Source organism: Brevibacterium sp. p3-SID960 (assembly GCF_025144725.1).
In the GTDB taxonomy this organism is placed as follows: domain Bacteria; phylum Actinomycetota; class Actinomycetes; order Actinomycetales; family Brevibacteriaceae; genus Brevibacterium.
In genome coordinates, this window is the sequence record NZ_JALXKS010000040.1 from 1 (window position 1) to 21,499 (window position 21,499).

A 21,499-nucleotide genomic window follows, 5' to 3' on the forward strand; every position below is an offset into this window, starting at 1 on the left:
GGCCCCGGCGGGGCCACGGCCGCCGGGGATCTCGGTTCGGCTGCCCGCGGTCGCGGCACGCGCACCGCGACCGTCGCTGAGACCCAGGAGATCGCCCGCCACGACGAGGACATCGCCCGTCACGACGAGGACTGGGACGATGATGAGAGACCCAGGCGCCGCCCGCTGCTCGGCATCATCGTCACCATCGCCGTGCTCGCAGCACTCGTGCTCGCTGGCGTCGTCGGCTACACCTTCATCCGCGGGCAGTACTACGTCGCCGCCGACGCCGGCAATGTCGCTGTCTACCGCGGCATCGCCCAGAAGCTCGGGCCGATCGAACTCTCCGAACTCGACGAGACCACCGAGGTGCGCGTCGATGACCTCTCGGCGTACTCGCAGCGCCGCATCGAGCAGACCATTCCGGCCAGCTCACGCGCCGATGCCGACAGACTCGTCGGCAACCTGCGCGATGAGGCCGAGCAGAACGCCGCGAAGAAGATGAGCGCCGGCGCCGCCGATACCTCAACGGACCCGGCACCGCCGCCGGAGAACACCGGCGAACCGAACCCCGACAGCACCGACCAGCAGGGCCAGGGCGTGCCCGAACGGCCCTCGGACACGGGCGGGTGAGCATGAGCTACGCACCTGACGCTCCCGCACTCTCCCCGGCCGCGACGACGCCCCAGCGGCACCGGAGCCCGCAGGCCCTGCGGATCTCCGAGCTGCTGCTGACCGCGCTGGCCGTCGTCATCTCCGCCGGCGCCTACGCACTCGTGGGCCTCGGCAGTGAACAGACCGTGCCGGCCAACGTCTACCAGTACGCCGGCTGGCTGGCAGCCCTCGCCCTCGCCCTGCACCTCATCGTGTGGTGGCGGGCCCGCTACGCCGACCCCGTCCTCGTGCCGCTGGCCGTGCTGCTCAACGGCCTCGGCCTGGCGATGATCTACCGCATCGACGTCGCCAAGACCGCCGCCGGACGCGAATCGAATGCCGCCGTCTCCCAGCTCATCTGGATGACCCTCGGGATCATCCTGTGCGCCCTCGTCATCGCGTTCCTGCGCGATCACCGGATGCTGCGCCGCTACACCTACCTCACCGGCTTAGCCGCCCTCGTGCTGCTCATGCTGCCGCTCGTGCCCGGCCTCGGCAAGACCATCAACGGCGCCCGCATCTGGATCGGCATCGGCGGCATGTCCTTCCAGCCCGGTGAGATCGCCAAGATCTGCCTGGCGATCTTCTTCGCCGGTTACCTCGTCAGCTTCCGCGACCAGCTCGTGCTCGCCGGACCCAAATTCCTCGGCATGCAATTCCCGCGCCCACGCGACCTCGGGCCGATCATCATCGCCTGGGTCGCCAGCGTCGGCATCCTCGTCCTGCAGCGCGACCTCGGCACCTCGCTGCTGTTCTTCGGCCTCTTCGTCGCCGTCCTCTACGTCGGCACCGGCAAGAAGGCCTGGATCTTCCTCGGCCTGGGCATGTTCACCGCCGGTGCGCTCATCGCCTCGCGCATCTTCAGCCACGTCCAGCAGCGCCTCGACGGCTGGCTCGATGCGCTCAATCCGGACATGTACAACCGTGAGATCGGCGGGTCCTACCAGCTCGTACAGGGCCTGTTCGGCATGGCCAAGGGCGGACTGACCGGCGCGGGCCTGGGCAACGGCCGGCCCCACATCGTGCCCTATGCCGAATCCGACTTCATCTACGCCTCCCTCGGCGAGGAGCTCGGGCTCGTCGGCATGTTCGCGATCCTGCTGCTCTACGTGGTCCTCTTCGAACGCGGCATGAAGATCGCCCAGCAGCTGCGCGACGGCTTCGGCACCCTGCTGGCCACCGGCCTGTCCTTCACCATCGCCCTGCAGTGCTTCATCGTCATCGGCGGCGTCACCCGGCTCATCCCGCTCACCGGCCTGACCACTCCGTTCCTGGCCTACGGCGGCTCCTCGCTCATCGCGAACTGGATCATCATCGGCCTGATGCTGCGCATGAGCGACAACGCCCGCCGCCCGGCCGAGGAGTTCCAGACCGGCGTGCTCACCATCCAGAAGCCCGGCGACGAGGAGGAGGCCCACGAATCGGCTCTCGCTTCGACGCTCGGCCGGCTGCGCTCCAAGCGCAAGGTCCGCCGTCCCGATGACGCACCGGTGACCCCTCCCGAGGTGTACGCGACCGGCGAGCAGCACCCCACCCCCGCCTCGGGCGCGGGAATCGACGCCGATGACACCCCGACGACGAACTTCCAGCGCGGAGGTGAGAGCCAGTGAAGAACCCGCTCAAGCACCTGGCCGTCGTCGGCTTCGTGATGTTCGCGCTGCTGTTCGGCTCGACGAGCTACGTGCAGTACTTCGCCGCGCAGTCGCTGAAGGACAATCCGCTGAACAACCGGACGCTGCTCGACGAGCTCTCCCGCGACCGCGGGCCGATCCTCGTCGACGGCACCCCGATCGCCTATTCCGAGCCCGTCGACGACCCGTATAAGTTCCAGCGCAGCTACGGTGCCGAGGGGATGTCTGCAGAGATGTACGCCAGCCTCACCGGCTACTTCTCCATCACCTCGGGCACCTCCGGGATCGAGCGCACCGAGAACGGGCTGCTGTCGGGCACCGACGACGCGCTGTTCTACGACAAGGTCTCCAATCTGCTCACCGGCCAGCAGCCGGCCGGCGCCGCCGTTGAACTCACCATCAACCCGAAGGCGCAGAAGGCCGCCTGGGACGGCCTGAGCGGCCAGCGCGGTGCCGCTGTCGCCCTCGACCCGAAGACCGGCAAGGTCCTCGCCATGGTCTCGACGCCGGGCTGGGACCCCAACGCGCTGGCCACGCACAACCGGGATGCCGCCCTGGATGCGTACAATTCGCTCATCGACAACGACGCCAACCCGGCCTACAACCGGGCGATCGGCGGCAACCTCTACCCGCCGGGCTCGACCTTCAAGCTCGTCACCGCTGCTGCCGCGCTCGAATCCGGGCAGTACACCAAGGACTCCGAGCTGCCCTCGCCGACCGTGCTCGACCTGCCGCAGACCTCGGCGACGATCCGCAACGCCGGCGGCGCCTCCTGCGGCAACGGCAGCACCGCCAGCCTCGACCATGCGCTGACGAAGTCGTGCAACACGACCTTCGCACAGCTGGGCATGGACCTGGGTGCTGATGCGATGAATGAGCAGGCGAAGAAGTTCGGCTTCGGGGAGAGCTTCGACATGCCGCTGGCGGTCACCGCCTCATCGTTCCCCTCCGATGTCAACGAACCGCAGCTCGCCCAGTCGTCCCTCGGCCAGTTCGAAGTGCGCGCCACCCCCATCCAGATGGCGATGGTCGCCTCGGCGATCGCCAACGACGGAGAGCTCATGCAGCCCCAGCTCATCTCCCAGATCCGCAACGCCCGCACCCTCGATCTCATCGAGGAGCCCCGGCCGCGGACCTTCTCCAACCCGATCAGCAGCGACACCGCCGGTCAGCTGACGGACATGATGGTCAACGTCGTCGACGGGGGAACCGGCACAGCCGCGAAGATCCCCGGTGTCGATGTCGCAGCGAAGACCGGCACGGCACAGCACGCGAAGGGCAGGGCACCACACGCATGGTTCACCTCCTTCGCCCCGGCAGACGACCCGCAGGTCGCCGTGGCAGTCGTCGTCGAAAGCGGCGGCAATGCCGGCAATGAGGCCTCCGGTGGACGCGTCGCCGGCCCGATCGCAAAATCAGTCATGGAAGCGGTGATGGATTCATGAGGCCAGAACCAGGCACGCTGCTCGGCGGCCGTTACGAACTCACCAGCCGGATCGCCGTCGGCGGCATGGGCGAAGTGTGGCGCGGACGCGACACCGTCCTCGAACGCGAGGTCGCAGCGAAGATCATGAAGGACGAGTACCTGTCCGATCAGGGATTCCTCGCCCGCTTCCGTGCCGAGGCGCGCTCGATGGGCGCCGTCTCCGATCCCGGCATCGCCGGTGTCTACGACTACGGCGAGGAGAACGGCTCACCGTACCTCGTGATGGAGTTCGTGCCCGGTGAGTCGCTGGCCGCCCTGCTCGACCGCGGCCCGATGAGCGAGGCCGATACGCTCTCGATCATCGCGCAGGCCGCGCAGGCGCTGCATGCTGCGCACATGTCCGGGGTCGTCCACCGCGACGTCAAACCCGGCAACCTGCTCATCACCCCGGATTTCCGGGTCAAGATCACCGACTTCGGCATCGCCCGGGTCGCTGACCAGGCACCGCTGACGAAGACCGGCCAGGTGATGGGCACCGCCCAGTATCTGGCTCCCGAGCAGGCGACGGGCAAGGGTTCGACACCGAAGTCGGACCTGTATTCGCTCGGCATCATCGCCTACGAGGCGCTGGCCGGCAATCGCCCGTTCACCGGGGATTCGCAGGTCGAGATCGCCATCGCGCAGGTCAACCGCCAGCACCCGCCGCTGCCGGAGACGGTCTCCGAACCGGTCCGCCGGCTGGTCGACTCGCTGCTGTCGAAGCAGCCGGAGAAGCGCCCGGCCTCCGGTGCCGCTCTCGCGACTGCAGCGCGTGCCCTTATGAACGGCGATGTGCCCGCAGCCGAGGCGGCGGTGCCGCAGATGCTCGCGGCTGGGGCGGCTGCCGCAACCGCTTCCGAGGCGGTCACCCGCGTGTTCAGCCAGCCTGAGGATCCCTCGACTCGCGTCATGCCGGCCACCCAGCAGACCCGCGCCTATCAGCCGGGCAGCCCCACTGGTGCGGCTGCCGTCGCCCCGTACGGGTCCGATGGCCAGCTGGCCGAGGACACGGAGGCCGAGGAGGACCGGAAGAAGTCGAAGGCCCCGGCGGTCATCATCACGATCCTGGTGATCCTGCTGCTTGCCGGTCTCGCCTGGATCGGCTGGCTGTTCTTCGGCCCCAAGGACAATGAACCGGATCCTGCTCCGACGGCGACGGCCACGCCGACGCAAGAGGAGATCACCATCAAGCCCAGCGACTACATCGGCCTCTCCGAAGCCTCGGCGACCTCGAACCTCGAGCAGCTGGGACTGAAGGTCAAGTCGACGATGGTGACCTCGAACGAGCCTGCCGGCACGGTCGTCGATGTCCGCGAGGGCAGCAACGGCTACACTTTTGCCCCTGGTGACACCGTCACGATCGAAGTGTCGGAAGGACCGCAGCGCCAGGAGCCGACCCGCGCCCCGGAGCCGACGCGGGAAGGTGAGCCCACGCGCAACCCGCAGCCGACGCAGGAACCCGAACCTGAGCCCACCCAGCCACCGGACGACGGCGGTGATGATGGTGGCGACGGCGGCGATGATGGCGGTGGCAACGGCAACGCCGGTGGCAACAACGGCAACGGCGGTGGCAACAACGGCAACGGCAACGGCGGTGGCAACGGCAACGGCGGTGGCAACGGCAACGGCGGTGGCAACGGCAACGGCGGTGGCAACAACGGCAGCGGACCGGGACAGAACTCCGGCCGCGGCGGAAACTGACAGACGAGAAGGAACAGCATGAGCGAACCGCGGATACTCTCCGGCCGATACGAAGTGCATCGGCTGCTGGGACGTGGCGGCATGGCCGAGGTCCATGAGGGCCTCGACACCCGCCTGGGCCGTCGTGTTGCCATCAAGCTGCTGCGCTCTGACCTTGCCCGTGACCCGTCGTTCCACGCCCGCCTCAAGCGTGAAGCGCAGGCGGCCGCGGGTCTCAACCACCCCGGCATCGTCGCCGTCTACGACTCCGGTGAGGAGGTCTTCTCCGAATCCGGCGGCTCGACCGTGCAGGTGCCCTTCATCGTCATGGAGTACGTCGAGGGGCACACGCTGCGCGAGGTCATCTCCACCCATGGCAGCCTGACGATCCGCGAGGCCCTCGACGTCACCGCAGGTGTGCTCGGCCCGCTGGAGTACAGCCACCGCAACGGCATCGTCCACCGCGACATCAAACCCGCCAACGTCATGCTCACCCCTGAGGGCGACATCAAGGTGATGGACTTCGGCATCGCCCGCGCCCTGGAGGACACCGGCAGCCTGACCCAGACCCAGTCGGTCGTCGGCACCGCCCAGTACCTCTCACCCGAGCAGGCGCGCGGCGAGATCGTCGACGCCCGCTCCGACCTGTACTCCACCGCCTGCCTGCTGTACGAACTCGTCGCCGGCCGGCCGCCGTTCCAGGGCGATTCGCAGCTCGCGGTCGCCTACCAGCACGTCGGCGAACGACCGAAGGCTCCCTCGGAGTTCAATCCCGAGGTGCCGCCTGCTCTCGACCGGCTGCTCATGCACGCCCTGGAGAAGGACCGCGACATCCGCTACCAGGATGCCTTCACCTTCCGCGAGGACGTGCTTGCCGTGCGCGACGGCCGACCGACTTCGCTCGACGGCGATGCCGATGACGCCACCCAGATGTTCCAGCCACCGGCGGCTCTGGCCGGTGCCGGGCTAGGGGCGGCCGCAGCCGGCATCGGCACTCCGCAGCCGGCCTACGCCACCGGTGTGCCGACCCAGGCGATGAACACCGCGCCGATGACGAACGCCGTCGCCACCGTGCCAGAGGACGAGGACGGTGTCGATGAGGAGAAGGAGCGCAAACGCAAGACCTGGATGTGGATCGGTGCTGCGCTTGTCGCCGTCGTGCTCGCCGGGCTCGGTCTGTGGGTCTACAACGCCACCAAGGAACGGGAGCCGGTGACCTTCGAGCTGGCGGATCTGCGCGACCGCTCAGCCGATGATGCCGACGGCTACCTCATCAACCAGAACCTCACACCTGATCGTGAGCCGATCGCCGATGATGAGATCAAGGAGGGCAATGTCGTCAAGACCGATCCTCCGGCCGGCTCCCAGGTCAAACACGGCGACACCATCAAGGTCTACGTCTCCACCGGCCCCGACGTGGTCTCCGTCCCCGATGTGTCCGGGGAGACCGAGTCGCTGGCCCGCCAGCGCATCAACGATGCCGACCTCAAGGCCGGCAACAACATCGACGAGAACTCACCGGATGTCGAAGCCGGCACGGTCATCGAGACGCGCCCGGAAGCCGGCACCGAGGTCGACAAGGACTCCAACGTCGACTTGGTGCTCTCGACCGGACGGATCGATGTGCCCGATGTGCTCGGCAAGACCGAGCAGGAGGCCTGCGACGCACTCAAGAGCGACGACTACCAGCTGGAGTGCGACGTCAGGGAAGAGGAGACCGCCGATCACGAAGAGGGCAAGGTCTTCAAGCAGAGCACTGATGCCGGTGAGGAGGTCGAGCAGCACGCCACCATCACCGTCACGATCGCCAAGGCCCCGCCGGAGCCGACCGAGACCCCGACTCCGTCGCCGACACCGACCGAGGACGATGACGATGGCGACGGCGGTGGCATCGAATGGCCGTGGCCGGACAACACCTTCGACCCGGGCAACCGGCTCGACGAAGCCGCAGACGACGCCCTGAACCGCATGCGCGGACGCTTCGGCTTCACCAGCTGAGCTGTGCGAGACGACTGACCGGCCGGGAATCCCTCGGCCGGTCGGTGCATTCACAGCTCAGCGCATTCCGGACTCACCCCAATGCGTGGTGGTCCCCGCCCAGTGCGTGGTGGGCTCGGCTCAGCTGCGGGTGGAACCGAGCTCAGCTGCGGGCCGACAGCTGCGGTGCACGATCCCGGGCGGCCGCAGCCGCTTGAGGCATCCCGCAGGCGGCGAGGAAGTTGCCGATCATCTGGTACCCGTATTCGGTCAGCACCGACTCGGGATGGAACTGCACCCCGAACACCGGTGCGCTGCGGTGCTCGATGCCCATGATGACCCCGTCGGCGGTCTGCGCGGTGACCGTGAAGACGTCTGCGGGCAGAGTCTCGTCAACGATCGCCAGGGAGTGATACCGGGTGACCGTCAGGGGGCTCGGACATCCGGCGAACAGGCCGGTGCCGGTGTGGGTGATCTGCGAGGTCTTGCCGTGCATGAGCACCGGCGAATGCGACACTGTCGCGCCGAAGACCTCGCCCATTGCCTGGTGGCCCAAGCATACACCGAGCACCGGCAGCCCGGCCTCAGCGCAGTGGGCGATGACCTGCGGGCAGACTCCCGCATCGGCTGGGGCTCCCGGACCCGGGGAGATGAGCACCCCGTCGTAATCTGCCAGGGCGCCCGCCACCTCGGGCGCGGTGAGATCGTCGTTGCGGATCACCGTCGTCTGCGCGCCGAGCTCGCGGACATAGCTCACGAGGGTATAGACGAAGCTGTCGTAGTTGTCGATGACGAGGATGCGGTTCATCAGCCCCCCTGCCCGGGCTGTTCGACACCGGGTTCGCCACCCTCTCCGGGGTCGGCTGGGGCGTGGTCGCCCTCCTCCTCGATCGTCGCATCGTTGAACGGCATGTACGGGGCGACGACGGGGAAGACGAACTGCATGAGCAGGTAGCAGGCCCCGGCGATGAGGCCGAGGGACAGAATGAGCTTGGAGAACCAGTTGCCGGGCAGGATCCGCCAGATGAGTTCGTACATCAGTCCGTCGCACCTCCTGCCTTCTCGTACGCCGAGGAGTCCTTGATGGAGTCCGGCGGGCCCTCGCTGGCGTGCCGCCAGTCGGAGAGCTCGAAGTAGCCGATGTAGCGCTCCCGGGCCGAGAACATCGGGTTGCAGGCCGTGAGCGTCATGATCCGGTCCTTGCCCTTGTAGTCCGGCATGTCCGGTACGGGGGCGAGCACCTCGGTCTGGTCGGGCAGCACGATGTCGAAGTTGACGAAGGTGTAGGTGTAGTAGCCGTCGGCCGTCTGCACGATCGCCTCGTCGCCGGGGCGGATCTCGGCGATGAGGTTGAGCGGCTTGCCGTAGGTCACGCGGTGGCCGGCCATCGCGAAGTTGCCGACCTCCCCGGGCATCGCGGCAGTCGGGTAGCGTCCCAGACCCATCCGGTTGAGCACCGGCTCGAGTGAGACGCCCTCGGCGATGGTGCGATAGTAGTCCTCGCCGAAGCGCGGAATGTACATGATGCCGAAGGCAGAGTTGAGATCGGCCGGATCGCCGACGTAGGGCGTGTCGGGATCGTCGGGCAGCTCGTTGCGCGGATTGTCCTGCCACTGCGTGGTCAGCTCGTTGGCCAGGTTGCGGTTGTCCTCGTTGGCCGCGATGTCGGTCCACCACAGCTGCCAGACGACGAACAGGATGAGGATGAGACCGGCGGTGATGCACAGCTCGCCGAATGCGCGGATGGTGCCGCGCACCGGGCCCAGCGGCTCGCGTTCGGGCTTGGGCTTGTGGGCTGTGCGGTTGTGCGACGGCTCATCGCCGAAGACGACGGTGTCGAAGTCAGCGTGCCGATTGGCAGTCGGCATCGGTTCGGTCTGCGGAGCATTAGCCCCGTAGGCCTGCGCCGAGGCGACGCTCGGGGTGCCGTAGCTGTACTCGGAGTGGCGAGAGGCGGATTTGATGACAGGCCGCGGGCCGGTGGGGGTTACCCCGCTCGTCGGTGCCCCTGCAGTGCCGGAGGCGGCTGCGGTTCCGCTGTCACCGGCGCCATCGCCGGTCTGCCGAGCTGCGGCAGCGCGCTCCTGCGCGATGCGCTCACGGCGCGACATCGGTTGATCCACTACTGCTTCACCTTTGCTTGGGAGAGGTCGAACGCGCCCTCATACGCATCGAGGGTCAGCGTTCCGGTCTCGACTTTCCACCCTAATCCTAAGCGCTCGGCGTACTGCTGATAGACCTGCACAGCTGGAGAGTCGCTGAGTGCCCGGCGCAGCGCGTCGGGGTCGCCGACGGCTTCGATGACATACGGCGGGGAGTACACCTGGGAGCTGACTCGGAGAGTGTTGCCGACGCACTGGACCGAGGAGGTCGCAACGATGCGCTGGCCCTGGACGGACATGCCCTCTGCACCGCCGGCCCACAGCGCGTTCATCACGCCTTCGAGGTCCTGCTGGTGGATGACGAGGTCGTTGACGGACACGCCCGGCAGGTTCATCGATTCCCGCGGCGCGTCATCGAGCGTGACGGTCACGCCCTCCCCGGTGAGTTCGGCTGCTCGGGCTTCGGCGGCGAGCGCATCGGCGAACTTCTGCGCGTCATCGGCTTCGTCGGAGCCGGAGCGGCGCTGCAGCTCCTCGACGGTGCGGCGCTGCTCGGCCACGCTCTCCTCGAGCTTGCGGCCCTGGTCGGAGCGCTCCTTGACGATATCAGGCAGCGTCGAGGCCTCGGTCCGCAGCCTTGTGCCATCAGACGTTTGGGCCGAGGTGGCCATGAGCAGACCGCAGATGAGCAGCACGATGAACACCATCGGGTGCCCGAAGAGTCTCTTCACTTCTGCTGTGCTCCGCCCTCTGCACCGCCGGCCGGCGCTTCGTCGTCTGTGCCTTCCAATGTACCCAGCACTCCGACAGGCGGCCAAGTGACAACCGCACCGTGACAACATGCGACAGCGCCCCGGCATCGATGTCAGTGCCGAGGTGTGGACTGGGAAGCGAACCCAACGGCGTGCAGCCCACGGCGCTGGCTCGGGTTCTCTGCGTGTGATGATCGATAATGGAGAGGTGACGTCCATGCCCGCAGCCTCGCAAGCTGACACTCCCGCCCTGCGCAAGGCCCGGGGCGCGTTCTTCACGCCTGCCGACATCACCGAGTTCATCGCCGCTTGGGCCGTGCGCTATGCAGATGATCGGGTCCTCGAGCCCTCTGCCGGCGATGCCGCATTCCTGCTCTCGGCCCACCGACGGCTGACGGCCCTCGATCCGGCACGAACCAGCGCCCGGCCCGTTCACGGGGTGGAGATCCATCCCGAGAGCGCGGAGATCGGCCGCGCCCGCGTCACTGCTGCCGGAGGCCGAGCCGAGATCGAGGTCAGCGACTTCTTCGACCTGTCGCCGACCGGTGACTACGACACCGTGATCGGCAATCCGCCGTTCATCCGCTATCAGGGATTCACCGGCGAAAGTCGGGCTCGCGCCCGCGAGGCCGCGCTTCGCGGCGGGGTCGCGCTGTCCGGGCTGGCCTCCAGCTGGGCAGCCTTCACCATCCACTCCGCTCTGTTCCTGCGGCCCGGCGGCCGGCTAGGCCTCGTGCTGCCGGCCGAGCTGCTGACCGTCAACTACGCAGCACCGGTGCGCACCTTCCTGTTCGAGAACTTCCGCAGCGTCGAACTCGTCCTCTTCGAAGAGCAGGTCTTCCCCGGAGCCGAAACGGAAGTCGTCCTCCTCCTGGCCGACGGCTACCAGGAAGGCCCAAGCGCCCATGCGACCATCCGGCAGGCACGCACGGCCTCTGAGCTCAACGCCCTGGCACCCGGTCAGCAGTGGACGCCGGTCGACCCAGCCGCCAAGTGGATCGACAGCCTCGTCAGCCCCGCAGCGACCTCTGCCCTGCAGGCGCAGATGGAGGCCGGGCAGTTCTGCGATCTGGAGACCTGGGGCGATACGACGCTGGGCGCGGTGACCGGCAACAACAAGTACTTCACCCTCTCCGCCTCCCGTGCCGCTGAACTCGGGCTCACCTCCCGGGACCTCATGCGCGTCTCCCCGCCCGGCAGCTCGCATCTGCGCGGGCTCGCACTCACGCCGGCGCATCTGCGCCGGCTGGCAGACGAGGGCAGGGCAACGCAGCTGTTCTACCCGCGTGAACCGCTCTCATCGGCCGCGGCCGCCTACATCGAGGCCGGCGAGCGCACCGGCGTGCACGAGGCCTACAAGTGCCGGGTGCGCCGCAGCTGGTACCGGGTGCCGTTGCTGGAACCTGCCGATCTGCTGCTGACCTGCATGAACGCCGACACTCCACGACTGACGACGAACAGTGCCCGCGTCCGTCACCTCAACTCCGTGCACGGGGTGTACCTGCGCGAAGAGCACCGTGAGCTCGGCGGTGAGCTGCTGCCGCTGGCCAGCCTCAACGCCGTGACGACGCTGCATGCGGAGATCGTCGGCCGCAGCTACGGCGGGGGCATCCTCAAACTCGAGCCGAAGGAAGCCGACCGCTGGGCAGTTCCCTCACCTGCGCTCATCGCCTCCGCCGCCGAGGCGCTCGGCGGGATCCGCCTGCGGGTCGCCCGGATGCTGCGGGCCGGCAAGCTGAACGAAGCGTCCGAACTCATCGACACCGTGCTGCTGCGCGAACCCGGGCACCTGAGCGCAACAGAACTCGCCGAGGTGCGGCACGCCAGGGATGAGTTGGTACGCCGGCGGACCGTCAGGGGCGCCAGTGGCCGCTGAGACGAGTGCGAAGGAACGCGCCTGGCTGCTCTTCGACTACATCATCGCTCAGGCCGCACCCGATGGCGAGCATGCGGATCCGTGGACGGCAACCGATGACGGCAGGCTGCGCTTCTCACCCGACATCCCGACCCTCGAACGTCTGCTCGGCGTGCCGCTGCTGCTGCGGGCCGGCAGCCAGACGGGTGTGCCGGCCCTGGCGCTCGACGTGTGGCTGTCCTATGAGCTGCGCCGCGCCGGCTTCGACCCCGATGCCGTCTGGCCGCGAGCGACCCACCCGCGGATCCTGCCGACCCCGATCGCCAAACTGCTCGCCGGCCTGCCGGCAGCCGAGCGGGCAGCCCTCACCGCCCGCCTGGCACAGCGCACCGCTATTCCCGGTGCGACAGCGGCGAGCGCGAACATCCTCGGCAAGCACTATCTCAAACAGGTCGACGTCATGATGACCGACTGGGCGACCGGGCCCGAGCTGCTCATCTCCACCAAGCGGATGGACTCCTCCTACGGCAAGAATGCCGCCAACCGCGTCGAGGAGTCCTACGGCGATGCGAAGAACCTGCGGCTGCGCCATCCGCTGGCCGCACTCGGCTTCGTGCTCGGACTGCGCTCCGACATCCTCGACATCGCACCGGCGACGGCCGACTGGCTCTTCGACCTCGTCGGCAAGCTCGGCCAGGAAGACGACGCCTACCACGCCACGAGCATCATCATCTTCGACTGCACCGACCCGGGCGCCAGCGGCACCCTGTTCGATGACACCGCTCAGATGGCACCCGGGACCGACCTCGACGCGATCATCGAACGCCTGCCTGAAGCCCGCGTCCGCGACGATGTCGTCGCCGACTGGCTCTCCCCTGGCCGGTTCCTCACCGTCATGGTCAACCGGGTGCTCGACGCCACCCCGGTGACGTTCCACCCGGAGGCGCGCAGGCGGCGCAATGCCGCCCGCAGCAGCGCCGCCCGCCTCGGGTCGGTCATCACCGACGACGGTCGCGTCCTCTGATCGAATGCCCCGTACAGCTGCGGGCTTTGCGGCGATGTGCACAGAAGTGCTCCTCGAGTAGACTTTGGGTGTTGTCCAACCCCCACATGCACCCAGGGACAGCATTCGCAGGCCCATTGCCGGGACTGGTCTGTCCACCGGAGGAGAAACGTGTCCAAGTCGAGCCGTAACCGCAAAGCGCACCGCACCTCGCGCCTCACGGAGAGCCCCAAGGCCGCTGAGACGACAGCCGAGGAGACTCTGAACGACGAGACTCTCGACATCGACGACCCCGCGAAGACCACCGACGTCGACACTGCAGACGAAAAGGACACGGCGCCCGCGAAGAACACCACAGCGAAGAAGAAGCCGGCCGCTGCCAAATCGGCCGGCGCGACTGCTGCCGGCAAGAAGTCGGCGAAGAAGGCCGACGTCGACGTCGACGATGCGGAGGACGAGAAGTCCGGCAAGGCCGCCCGCTCCGGCAACCCCGCCAAGCGCAGCAAGGCGCGTACCAGCCGCTCGACCTCCCGGTCCACGTCCCGGTCGACCGGCCGCACCACCTCGACCTACGACGGCACCACCTCGACGGTGACCAAGCCGAACCCGCGCTGGTTCGTGCCCGTCATGGTCGGCATCCTGCTGCTCGGCCTCGCCTGGCTCGTCGTCTTCTACCTCTCTCAGGGCGCCTGGCCTGTTGAGGCCTGGGGCAACTGGAACCTCGTCGCAGGCTTCTCGATCCTCGTCGCCGGGCTCCTGATGTCGACACGATGGCGCTAAGGGAATGGCGAAACCGGCCGGATACTTCCGTCTTCTAGCTCACCACCCTCTGCCCATCCGCCTGGCGGCACTGTACGTCGGGCTGTTCCTCTACGGGTTCTCCGCCGGGCTCATGCTGCGGTCGACGCTGGGCAATATGCCCTGGGACGTGCTGCACGAGGGCCTGTCGAAGCTGACCGGCATCTCGATCGGCCTCGTCGTCGTGATCCTGTCGTTCCTCCTGCTGCTGCTGTGGATCCCGCTCAAGCAGCGCCCGGGTCTGGGCACCCTGTCGAATGCGCTGCTTGTGGGTCTGTTCATCGACCTGACCCTGTTCATCGTCCCGGCACCGGAACAGCTGTGGCTGCGCATCGTCTTCGTCGCGTTCGCCATCCTCATCAACGCCGTGGCCACGGTGCTCTACATCATTCCGAACTTCGGGCCGGGCCCGCGCGACGGGCTCATGACCGGCCTCGTCCTCAAGACCGGCGGGTCGGTCACCGTGGTCCGCGCCTCCATCGAGATCGCTGTCATGCTCATCGGCTGGCTGCTCGGCGGCACCCTGTTCATCGCCACGATCGTCTTCGCCTTCGTGATCGGGCCGGTGACCCACTTCATCCTTCACCTGGCGATCAAGCTCTTGGGGCCCGGTGACCCGATGGTCTCCGAGGACACCTAGACCGTCACCGGCACCCAGATCAGTGCCGCGAGCCCGGCTGCGCTCACCACCGCTGTCAGGATCAGCAGACTGAGCGCGCGCAGACGCTGCGGGGCGAAGAAGTACACGCAGCCGAAGACGAAGCCGGTGACGAAGCCGCCGAGGTGTGCCTGCCAGGAGATGTTGGGCACCAGCCAGATGAGCACCGCGTTGATCGCGACGAACCCGAACACCCCGGTGAGGTTCCGGTCGAGTCGACGGGTGGGGGTGGCCACGAAGCCGACGAGGCCGAACAGCGCTCCCGAGGCGCCGATGTGCACCGTGAGCAGGGCCTGCGGACTGCCGTCGGCAAGGGCGAGGGCGAACACCGCCAGCGAACCGCCGAATGCACTGAAGAGATACAGCAGCGCAAACCACCCCGAGCCGGTGTATCGCTCCAGGAACGTGCCGAAGAAGTACAGCCCGACCATGTTGAACATGATGTGCATGCTGCCGGCGTGGATGAAGGCTGTCGTGAGCGCGGTGTAGGGCTCGGAGACCGCCCAGTAGGCGGCGAAGCCGAACATCCGCGGGATCCAGTCACCGGTCAGCAGCTGCAGCAGCCACACGATCACGCATGCCCCGATGAGGCCGTACGTCACCGGTGTCGCCGTCATCCTCCCCGACCTCCGGTCCGGCATACCCTGCGGTGGCTCCGGCTGGACGGGACCCTGCGCGCTGCCGCCAGGCCGAGGCGCGCCCGGCCGAGGGACGCCGGGCCGAGGCGCGCCGGGCTGCGGCGGTTCAGACGGTGGAACTGACATGACCACATCCTATGGACGGCAGTGAACCAGACCGGCCCCTGGTCCACAGAGGATCAGGGGCCGGTGAGAGGCGAACTGGGATCAGCGGATCTCGACGGATTCGATGACGACCGGCTCGGTCGGGCGGTCGGCCTGACCGGTCGGGACGGCCTCGATGGCGTCGACGACCTTCTTCGACTCCGCGTCTGCGACCTCACCGAAGATCGTGTGCTTTCCGTTGAGCCACGGGGTCTCCATGGTCGAGATGAAGAACTGCGAGCCGTTGGTGCCGCGGCCCATCTGCTGACCGGCATTGGCCATGGCCAGCAGGTAGGGCTTGCTGAACTGCAGTTCGGGATGGATCTCGTCATCGAAGACGTAGCCGGGGCCGCCGGTGCCGGTGCCCAGCGGGCAGCCGCCCTGGATCATGAACTGCTTGATGATGCGGTGGAAGCCGAGTCCATCGTAGAACGGACGGGTGACCTGTTGACCGGACTGCGGGTCGGTGAACTCGCGCTTGCCCTCGGCGAGCTCGACGAAGTTCGCCACGGTCTTCGGGGCGTGGTTGCCGAAGAGATCGATGACGATGTCGCCCTTGTTCGTGTGCAGGACTGCCTGCTGCGTTGCGATACTCATACCCGTCATTCTGTCACGAACGCGCGCACTCGCCCACCGCCTCGGGAACGGAGCACCCATCATCACCGGTGGGAATCCTAGGCGAATTGTCAGCGTTCAGACACCCACCCGGGCGCTGCTCAGATTAGCTCAGCCTCTAGACTCGGGGTAACGTTGAAGTCACAGAATGAATCCACCGATTCCGGAGGGTGAGATGTTCAAGAAGAAGACCCAGCCCAGGTCCCAGCGGCTGCTCCATGAAGTCAGCGATGTTGCCGTCGCGGTCGGTGATGCGGTGCGCGCAGGATCTGCACAGGCCATCGAAGCCTCCGGACCGGCACTGGAGAAGGCCAACGCCTTTGTCGGCGGCGGTGCGGCGAAGAATGCGCCGAAGCTGCGTCGAGTGTCGAAGAAGCTCAAGGAGGCTGCTGACCAAGTGCGACCAGATGTGAACCATTTCGAGAAGGATCTCCGCCCCCGCTTGGAGAAGATGAGCAAGGACGGCCGCAAGCAGTTCGGCGTCGTCGCTGACCAGGTGGCCGACCAGTTCGATTCGCTCAGCACCGACAGCCGCAAGACGCTTGCGGCCGCCAAGAAGCGTGTGGCCGATGACTGGGCGCCCGAGGCCACCGAGCGCGCTGGTGCCCTGGCCGCCGGTGCTGCCGGAGCCCTGGCTTCAGCACAGACCCCGAAGGCCATCGAGGAGCTCGCCGCCAAGCTGACCGGCGACAAGAAGGCCGTGAAGAAGGCCAAGAAGACGCTGAAGAAGGCCGGCAAGGACATCGAGAAGCGCACCGCGCACTCGGGCATGGGCACCGGCACCAAGGTGTTCCTGTGGATGCTCGTGCTCGTCGGTCTGGCCGGCGTCGCGTACTTCGTGTGGCGTAAGGCCCAGCCGGTCGAGGACCCCTGGTCGACGCCGCTGGAGGGCAACCGTCCAGCCGACGCGCGCCCCGTGGGCACCACCCCGGCATCCCGCCAGACCCCGGTCACCGAGGTTTCCGAGACTCCGGTCCCGGCAGCCAAGGTCGAGGACGTCGACGCTGATGCTGAGGAAGAGGGCGTCGACGAGTTCGGCAACCCGCGCGCCAAGGATCCACACAACTTCTGATCTCCCGCTCCCGAGGTGAGTCTCGGGTGAGGACACCAGCGCCCCTACTCGTGATGAGCAGGGGCGCTGCGCTGTCTCGGGTTGCTGCTGGATGTCGAACGGGTTACGCTCAGGACGAGTGCCGCGGCCGGCGGGCGCTGCCGGCCTCACGGTGAGCAGATCGTCCCAGCAGAGAGACCGCGCGTGTCCGAAATCGCCTCTGGCCTCCACCCTCCGACCCAGACGAACGGCACCGGCCCGCGTGTGCTCGGTGAGCCGCATGATGCCTCCACTGCCGAGGCGGTGGTGCTGCGTCGCCTGCGCGAGCAGCTGCCGGAGGAGGTCACGGTCATCTGCGGGCAGCGGATCACCGCCGCAGATCTCGACGTCGAGATCGACATGCTCATCCTGTGGCCAGGTCTGGGCATCGTCGTACTCGAGGTCAAAGGCGGGCAGGTGTCGATGCGCGAGGGCCGGTGGTACACCGCCGGTCGGCACGGGTCTGCCCGGCTGTCGATGTCGCCGCTGGAGCAGGCGATGCGTGCCAAGCACGCGCTCGGCCGGTGGCTGCGCAACCGGCTGAGCACCGGTGCAGGTCGGATGGTGCAGATGGCCAGCCTGCCGTTCAGCAGCCTGCGGGACTGGACGAGTGTGCCCGATGCCCCGCGCGATCTGCTCATCGACGGGCAGGATCTCGGCAGCATCGGCGCGCGCATCGAAGCCGCCCTGCGCACCTACTACAGCGAGACTGCGCCGCTGTCTGCCCAGCAGCTGGAGCTGCTGTCTCGCCAGTTGCGCCAGACTCATCAGGCTGCTGAGACCTCCCGGCTACGTGCGGCTGAACTCGACAGCCGCTCGAATGCGCTGACGGCCGAACAGGAGCGGATCCTGTCGGTGCTGCGCTACCAGACGCGGGCTGAGCTCAGCGGAGGCCCCGGCTCGGGCAAGACCCACCTGGCGCTGCTCAAGGCGCGCCAGCTCACACGGGAGGGGCTGCGTGTGGCGGTGATGTGCTATTCGCGTGGCCTGGCCCGGTTCATGCAGCTCACGATCGCCCAGTGGGAGCCGCCTGAGCGCCCGGCATATGTGGGGCTGTTCCATGACCTGCCGCTGCAGTGGGGTGCGCAGCCGGGCGCCGATGACGACTCGCACTACTGGGAGGTCGCATTGCCTCAGCGGCTGCGCGAACTCGCCGGTGAGCGTGATCCTGCCGACCTGTTCGATGCGATCATCGTCGACGAGGGCCAGGATTTCTCTGACATCTGGTGGCAGGCTGTCGAGTCGTGCCTGCGCGCACCGGCGACCGGCATTCTCTACGCCTTCACCGACGAACATCAGCGTATCTTCGACCGGGACGGCGCGGCACCGATCACCATGAACCCGTTCTATCTGGGTGAAAACCTGCGCAATGCCGACACGATCGTCGAGTCGATCGCCGGGCTCGCCTCCGAACCCCAGATCGTGCGACTGCACGGCGGTGAACACGTCGAGTTCGTCGACGTGCCCACAGACGCGGCGCTCGAGACCGCCGACGATGTGCTCGCCCGGATCGCCGACTCGGGGGACTGGGAGCTGAACCAGATCGCACTGCTGACGACGGGTCCGAGGCATCCGGTGCAGCGCGAGGTCGTCGCAATCGAGGGCTTCGACGCCTACTGGGATGCGTTCTTCGCCGGCACGGACGCCTTCTACGGTCACGTGCTCGGCTTCAAGGGCCTCGACCGCGAGGTCGTCGTGCTGTGCGCCAACGGTTTCCGCGACCCGCAGCGGGCCAGGGAGATGATGTACGTCGGTATGTCCCGTGCCCGGTTCAAGCTCATCGTCGTCGGCGATATGGCCGAGTTGGCGGAACTCACCAGCGGTGATGTCGATGCCGCTGCCCAGTCGGCGACCGAGACCCGCAACCAGACCGCCGATTCTGCCTCCTCCCCCGCTGGCGGGTCCGCACCCGAGGTGGCGGTCGCCTCGTCTCAGGCAGCTGAGGCGGTGCTGCCGGCTGCCACCGGTTGGTACATCGCAGCCGACAACCCGGCATTGGCCAGCAGTCACCGGGCAGCGACCGGGCGGGCGCACGCCTACGCGGAGGCGTTCTATTCCGGCACCGAGGTCGATCCGCGCCTCGTGCGCACGCGCCTGGAGGCTGTATTCGGCACCGTCGGTGCTGACGTCGAGGTACGCCCGCCGTTCACCATCGACTACGGCAGCAACATCAGCATCGGCGAGCGCACGTACATCGGCGCGCAGCTGACCGCCCTGGACGTTGCGCCGATCAGGATCGGTGCCGACTGCCAGATCGGGCCGAACGTCCAGCTCCTCACCCCGATCCATCCGCTGGAGTCCGGCGCGCGGCGGACCGGGCGCGAATCAGCTGAGCCGATCTCGATCGGCGACAACGTATGGCTCGGCGGCGGAGTGACCATCTGCCCGGGCGTGACGATCGGGGACGATGCCGTGATCGGCGCCGGCGCCGTCGTCACTGAGGATGTCCCCGCCGGTGCACTCGCAGCCGGGGTTCCGGCCCGGGTCATCCGGCAGCTCGGCTGACAGATCGCTCCGCTTCAGCCCGGTCGGGCTGTTGCCGCTGGATCACTGCCGGGGCCGCCTCAGGCTGCGATGCCGACCAGATCAGCCCGCTGCAGCGGCAGCGTACTCCGGCTCCGCGAGCTTGCCGTCGCGCATCGTGGCCACGGCATCGGTCTTCGGCAGGAACTCGGTGTCGTGGGTGACGATGACGGTGGCGACGCTGAACTCCTTCGTCACCTGACACAGCAGGTCCATGATCGCCTCCGACCGGTCGTGGTCGAGAGCAGCGGTCGGCTCATCGACGAGCAGCACACTCGGGTCGCCCATGAGCGCGCGGGCGATGTTGACGCGCTGCCGTTGGCCGCCGGAGAGCTGGTGAGGCCGACGCCCGGTGGCATCGGCTAAGCCGACACGCTCGAGCAGGGCCTGAGCCCGCGCGCGGGTGCCGTCGCCGCCTTCGCCCCGCAGCCTGTCTGCGATGATGAGCTGCTCACAGGCGGTCAGCGATTGAAGCAGGTTCGGCTGCTGGAAGACGATGCCGATCTTCTCCCGGCGCAGTCGGCTGCGGTCTGACTCGCTGAGGCCTGCAACGTCGGTGCCGTCGATGCGCACCACGCCGGAGGTCGGGCTCACAAGTGTCGAACCGACAGCCAGCAGACTCGACTTGCCCGAACCCGAGGGGCCGACGACCGCGGTGACAGTGCCCGGGGCCAGGGTCAGGCTGACGTCATCGAGCGCGGTGACCGTTCCGGTGCCATCCGGGTAGGTGAGGGTGACGTGCTCCAGCTCAAGCGCCGGCGCGCTGCTCGAGGTGATCTGGGCGTGCGTGTTCTGCCGGATGGTGGTCATCAGTTTCCTCCCAGTGCGAGAAGCGGGTCGACGCGGGTGACACGGCGGACGGCGAAGGCGGCGGCGATGAGGCCGATGCCGACCACGCCTGCCATCGGCAGCAGCGTGGTCGCCGGGCTGACGGTGAACGGTGCGACCGAGGACAGAGCCAGGCCCGCTGCGATGCCGATGATGCCGCCGGCGATGACGCCGATGCCGAGCACGATGAGCGCCTGGCCGAGGGCGTCGCCGAGCACATAGCGGGTGGAGCCGCCGAGTGCCTTGACGACGGCGATCTCGCGGGTCCGCTGGATCGTCCACACGCTGAGGAACGCGGCGACCACGAGGGCGGAGATGCCGTAGAGGAACGCCTGGATGAGGGTCAGTGAGCCGTTCTCCGAGCTGTATGAGGCCAGCGCGGAGAAGCTCTCCTTCGGTGTCATCGACACGGTGTTGGCCCTGTCGTCGGCGTCGGCCTGGACGTCATCGACGTCGGTTCCGGCGGCGCGGTCACCGGCGGCCGCGACCGAGGTGTCGGTGACGGTGGCGAGCACCACGGTGCCGGCCACCTCGGGGTCGGAGATATGGGTGATGGACTTCCAGGTCGCCAGGTCGATCCAGGCGACCGGGGTGTGGGAGTACCACTGGTCGGGGATCGTGCCGGCAACCTCGAGCTCGGTGCCGCCGAAAGTGACGATGTCACCGGTCTCAGCGGAGAGCTCAGTCGCGAGCTCCTCGCTCAGCACGATGGTCTCAGCACGCAGCGCCTTCGGGCCGATGCCCGATCCGGGTTCGGCGGCGAAGCCGGCAGCCTGGGTGGAGGTGTCGAGTTCGAGCCGGGACTGCACGATGCCCAGCGGTTCGGCACCGGACACACCTGCCGTCGACTGCCACGCCTCCACCTGCTCGGCGGTGACGCGGGACTGGGTGTAGGACGGGTCGTCGGCCCCCTCATCCTCGCTGCCCGATCCGAAGGCCACCATCGAGGCCGGCAGCTCGGCGATTGCCGAGGTGGACTGGCGGGCCAGGCCGGCGGTGAGCCCGGAGAGCATGATGAGCAGCACGCTGATGAGCGCGACGACTGCGGCCATGAGGGCGAAGCGGCCCTTGGCGAATCTGATCTCGCGGAATGCTAGGAACATATCT

General features: G+C 67.7%; 18 protein-coding genes and 1 pseudogene. 11 read left to right on the forward strand and 8 right to left on the reverse strand.

Annotated elements, in window-relative coordinates; all coding sequences use genetic code 11:
• The 5 genes and pseudogenes from M3B11_RS11255 to pknB form a co-directional block, all read left to right on the forward strand.
• Positions 1 to 612, forward strand: a pseudogene (locus M3B11_RS11255) (hypothetical protein); the annotation flags it as partial.
• Between the two features lie 2 nt (positions 613 to 614).
• Complete coding sequence (locus M3B11_RS11260; protein ID WP_259877532.1) at positions 615 to 2,243, forward strand: FtsW/RodA/SpoVE family cell cycle protein; 1,629 nt, start codon at positions 615 to 617, stop codon at positions 2,241 to 2,243.
• Positions 2,240 to 3,709, forward strand: coding sequence for a penicillin-binding protein 2 (locus M3B11_RS11265; protein WP_259877533.1), 1,470 nt, complete (start codon positions 2,240 to 2,242; stop codon positions 3,707 to 3,709). Before M3B11_RS11260 ends, M3B11_RS11265 begins: the two co-directional genes overlap by 4 nt.
• Positions 3,706 to 5,430, forward strand: coding sequence for a protein kinase domain-containing protein (locus tag M3B11_RS11270; protein ID WP_259877534.1), 1,725 nt, complete (start codon positions 3,706 to 3,708; stop codon positions 5,428 to 5,430). The genes M3B11_RS11265 and M3B11_RS11270 overlap by 4 nt, the downstream gene beginning before the upstream one ends.
• Before the next feature lie 18 nt (positions 5,431 to 5,448).
• Positions 5,449 to 7,407, forward strand: a complete 1,959-nt coding sequence (gene pknB, locus M3B11_RS11275) for a Stk1 family PASTA domain-containing Ser/Thr kinase (protein WP_259877535.1) — start codon at positions 5,449 to 5,451, stop codon at positions 7,405 to 7,407.
• A gap of 142 nt (positions 7,408 to 7,549) precedes the next feature.
• On the opposite strand, the gene M3B11_RS11280 is transcribed toward pknB, so the two are convergent.
• From M3B11_RS11280 to M3B11_RS11295, 4 genes are read right to left on the reverse strand one after another with little or no spacing between them, the layout of a single operon-like run.
• Complete coding sequence (locus M3B11_RS11280) at positions 7,550 to 8,194, reverse strand: aminodeoxychorismate/anthranilate synthase component II (protein WP_259877536.1); 645 nt, start codon at positions 8,192 to 8,194, stop codon at positions 7,550 to 7,552.
• A complete protein-coding gene (locus tag M3B11_RS11285) occupies positions 8,194 to 8,424 on the reverse strand; it encodes a hypothetical protein (RefSeq protein WP_191727424.1) in 231 nt (76 codons plus the stop codon). The genes M3B11_RS11280 and M3B11_RS11285 overlap by 1 nt, the downstream gene beginning before the upstream one ends.
• Entirely contained in the window at positions 8,424 to 9,509 is a 1,086-nt protein-coding gene (locus M3B11_RS11290; RefSeq protein WP_259877537.1) for a class E sortase, read from the reverse strand. The genes M3B11_RS11285 and M3B11_RS11290 overlap by 1 nt, the downstream gene beginning before the upstream one ends.
• Positions 9,509 to 10,219: a DUF881 domain-containing protein gene (locus M3B11_RS11295; RefSeq protein WP_259877538.1), complete on the reverse strand. Its 711-nt coding sequence runs from the start codon at positions 10,217 to 10,219 to the stop codon at positions 9,509 to 9,511. The genes M3B11_RS11290 and M3B11_RS11295 overlap by 1 nt, the downstream gene beginning before the upstream one ends.
• 238 nt (positions 10,220 to 10,457) lie before the next feature.
• Here M3B11_RS11295 and M3B11_RS11300 point away from each other — a divergent pair, with 238 nt between their 5' ends.
• The 4 genes from M3B11_RS11300 (at position 10,458) to M3B11_RS11315 (ending at position 14,536) form a co-directional block, all read left to right on the forward strand.
• Entirely contained in the window at positions 10,458 to 12,116 is a 1,659-nt protein-coding gene (locus M3B11_RS11300) for a class I SAM-dependent DNA methyltransferase (protein ID WP_259877539.1), read from the forward strand.
• Positions 12,106 to 13,119 carry a hypothetical protein gene (locus tag M3B11_RS11305; protein ID WP_259877540.1) on the forward strand — a complete coding sequence of 338 codons (1,014 nt, stop codon included), beginning with the start codon at positions 12,106 to 12,108 and terminating at the stop codon, positions 13,117 to 13,119. Before M3B11_RS11300 ends, M3B11_RS11305 begins: the two co-directional genes overlap by 11 nt.
• Before the next feature lie 150 nt (positions 13,120 to 13,269).
• On the forward strand, positions 13,270 to 13,878 hold the full coding sequence (locus M3B11_RS11310) for a cell division protein CrgA (protein WP_259877541.1): 609 nt from the start codon (positions 13,270 to 13,272) through the stop codon (positions 13,876 to 13,878).
• A gap of 4 nt (positions 13,879 to 13,882) precedes the next feature.
• Positions 13,883 to 14,536: a YitT family protein gene (locus M3B11_RS11315; protein WP_259856338.1), complete on the forward strand. Its 654-nt coding sequence runs from the start codon at positions 13,883 to 13,885 to the stop codon at positions 14,534 to 14,536.
• Here M3B11_RS11315 and M3B11_RS11320 read toward each other — a convergent pair.
• Complete coding sequence (locus M3B11_RS11320; RefSeq protein ID WP_259877542.1) at positions 14,533 to 15,171, reverse strand: rhomboid family intramembrane serine protease; 639 nt, start codon at positions 15,169 to 15,171, stop codon at positions 14,533 to 14,535. The genes M3B11_RS11315 and M3B11_RS11320 overlap by 4 nt on opposite strands.
• Positions 15,172 to 15,399: 228 nt before the next feature.
• Positions 15,400 to 15,933: a peptidylprolyl isomerase gene (locus tag M3B11_RS11325; RefSeq protein ID WP_259877543.1), complete on the reverse strand. Its 534-nt coding sequence runs from the start codon at positions 15,931 to 15,933 to the stop codon at positions 15,400 to 15,402.
• Between the two features lie 166 nt (positions 15,934 to 16,099).
• Here M3B11_RS11325 and M3B11_RS11330 point away from each other — a divergent pair, with 166 nt between their 5' ends.
• Positions 16,100 to 17,023: a hypothetical protein gene (locus tag M3B11_RS11330; protein ID WP_259877544.1), complete on the forward strand. Its 924-nt coding sequence runs from the start codon at positions 16,100 to 16,102 to the stop codon at positions 17,021 to 17,023.
• A gap of 183 nt (positions 17,024 to 17,206) precedes the next feature.
• Positions 17,207 to 19,546 (forward strand): DapH/DapD/GlmU-related protein, encoded by a 2,340-nt coding sequence (locus M3B11_RS13320; protein WP_311197826.1) that lies wholly within the window; start codon positions 17,207 to 17,209, stop codon positions 19,544 to 19,546.
• A gap of 81 nt (positions 19,547 to 19,627) precedes the next feature.
• Here M3B11_RS13320 and M3B11_RS11345 read toward each other — a convergent pair whose 3' ends face one another.
• Both M3B11_RS11345 and M3B11_RS11350 read right to left on the reverse strand, forming a co-directional pair.
• Positions 19,628 to 20,374, reverse strand: coding sequence for an ABC transporter ATP-binding protein (locus M3B11_RS11345; protein ID WP_259877545.1), 747 nt, complete (start codon positions 20,372 to 20,374; stop codon positions 19,628 to 19,630).
• On the reverse strand, positions 20,374 to 21,495 hold the full coding sequence (locus M3B11_RS11350) for an ABC transporter permease (RefSeq protein WP_259877546.1): 1,122 nt from the start codon (positions 21,493 to 21,495) through the stop codon (positions 20,374 to 20,376). Before M3B11_RS11350 ends, M3B11_RS11345 begins: the two co-directional genes overlap by 1 nt.
• Positions 21,496 to 21,499: the final 4 nt, after the last annotated feature.

What these genes read in the sequence shown, in the direction of transcription:
- M3B11_RS11345 (WP_259877545.1), bottom strand. Translation starts at nt 20,374, where the DNA reads ATGACCACCATCCGGCAGAACACGCACGCCCAGATCACCTCGAGCAGC.
- pknB (WP_259877535.1), top strand. Translation starts at nt 5,449, where the DNA reads ATGAGCGAACCGCGGATACTCTCCGGCCGATACGAAGTGCATCGGCTG.
- M3B11_RS11300 (WP_259877539.1), top strand. Translation starts at nt 10,458, where the DNA reads ATGCCCGCAGCCTCGCAAGCTGACACTCCCGCCCTGCGCAAGGCCCGG.
- M3B11_RS11325 (WP_259877543.1), bottom strand. Translation starts at nt 15,933, where the DNA reads ATGAGTATCGCAACGCAGCAGGCAGTCCTGCACACGAACAAGGGCGAC.
- M3B11_RS11320 (WP_259877542.1), bottom strand. Translation starts at nt 15,171, where the DNA reads ATGACGGCGACACCGGTGACGTACGGCCTCATCGGGGCATGCGTGATC.
- M3B11_RS11280 (WP_259877536.1), bottom strand. Translation starts at nt 8,194, where the DNA reads ATGAACCGCATCCTCGTCATCGACAACTACGACAGCTTCGTCTATACC.
- M3B11_RS11270 (WP_259877534.1), top strand. Translation starts at nt 3,706, where the DNA reads ATGAGGCCAGAACCAGGCACGCTGCTCGGCGGCCGTTACGAACTCACC.
- M3B11_RS11330 (WP_259877544.1), top strand. Translation starts at nt 16,100, where the DNA reads ATGAATCCACCGATTCCGGAGGGTGAGATGTTCAAGAAGAAGACCCAG.
- M3B11_RS11285 (WP_191727424.1), bottom strand. Translation starts at nt 8,424, where the DNA reads ATGTACGAACTCATCTGGCGGATCCTGCCCGGCAACTGGTTCTCCAAG.
- M3B11_RS11260 (WP_259877532.1), top strand. Translation starts at nt 615, where the DNA reads ATGAGCTACGCACCTGACGCTCCCGCACTCTCCCCGGCCGCGACGACG.
- M3B11_RS11350 (WP_259877546.1), bottom strand. Translation starts at nt 21,495, where the DNA reads ATGTTCCTAGCATTCCGCGAGATCAGATTCGCCAAGGGCCGCTTCGCC.
- M3B11_RS11315 (WP_259856338.1), top strand. Translation starts at nt 13,883, where the DNA reads ATGGCGAAACCGGCCGGATACTTCCGTCTTCTAGCTCACCACCCTCTG.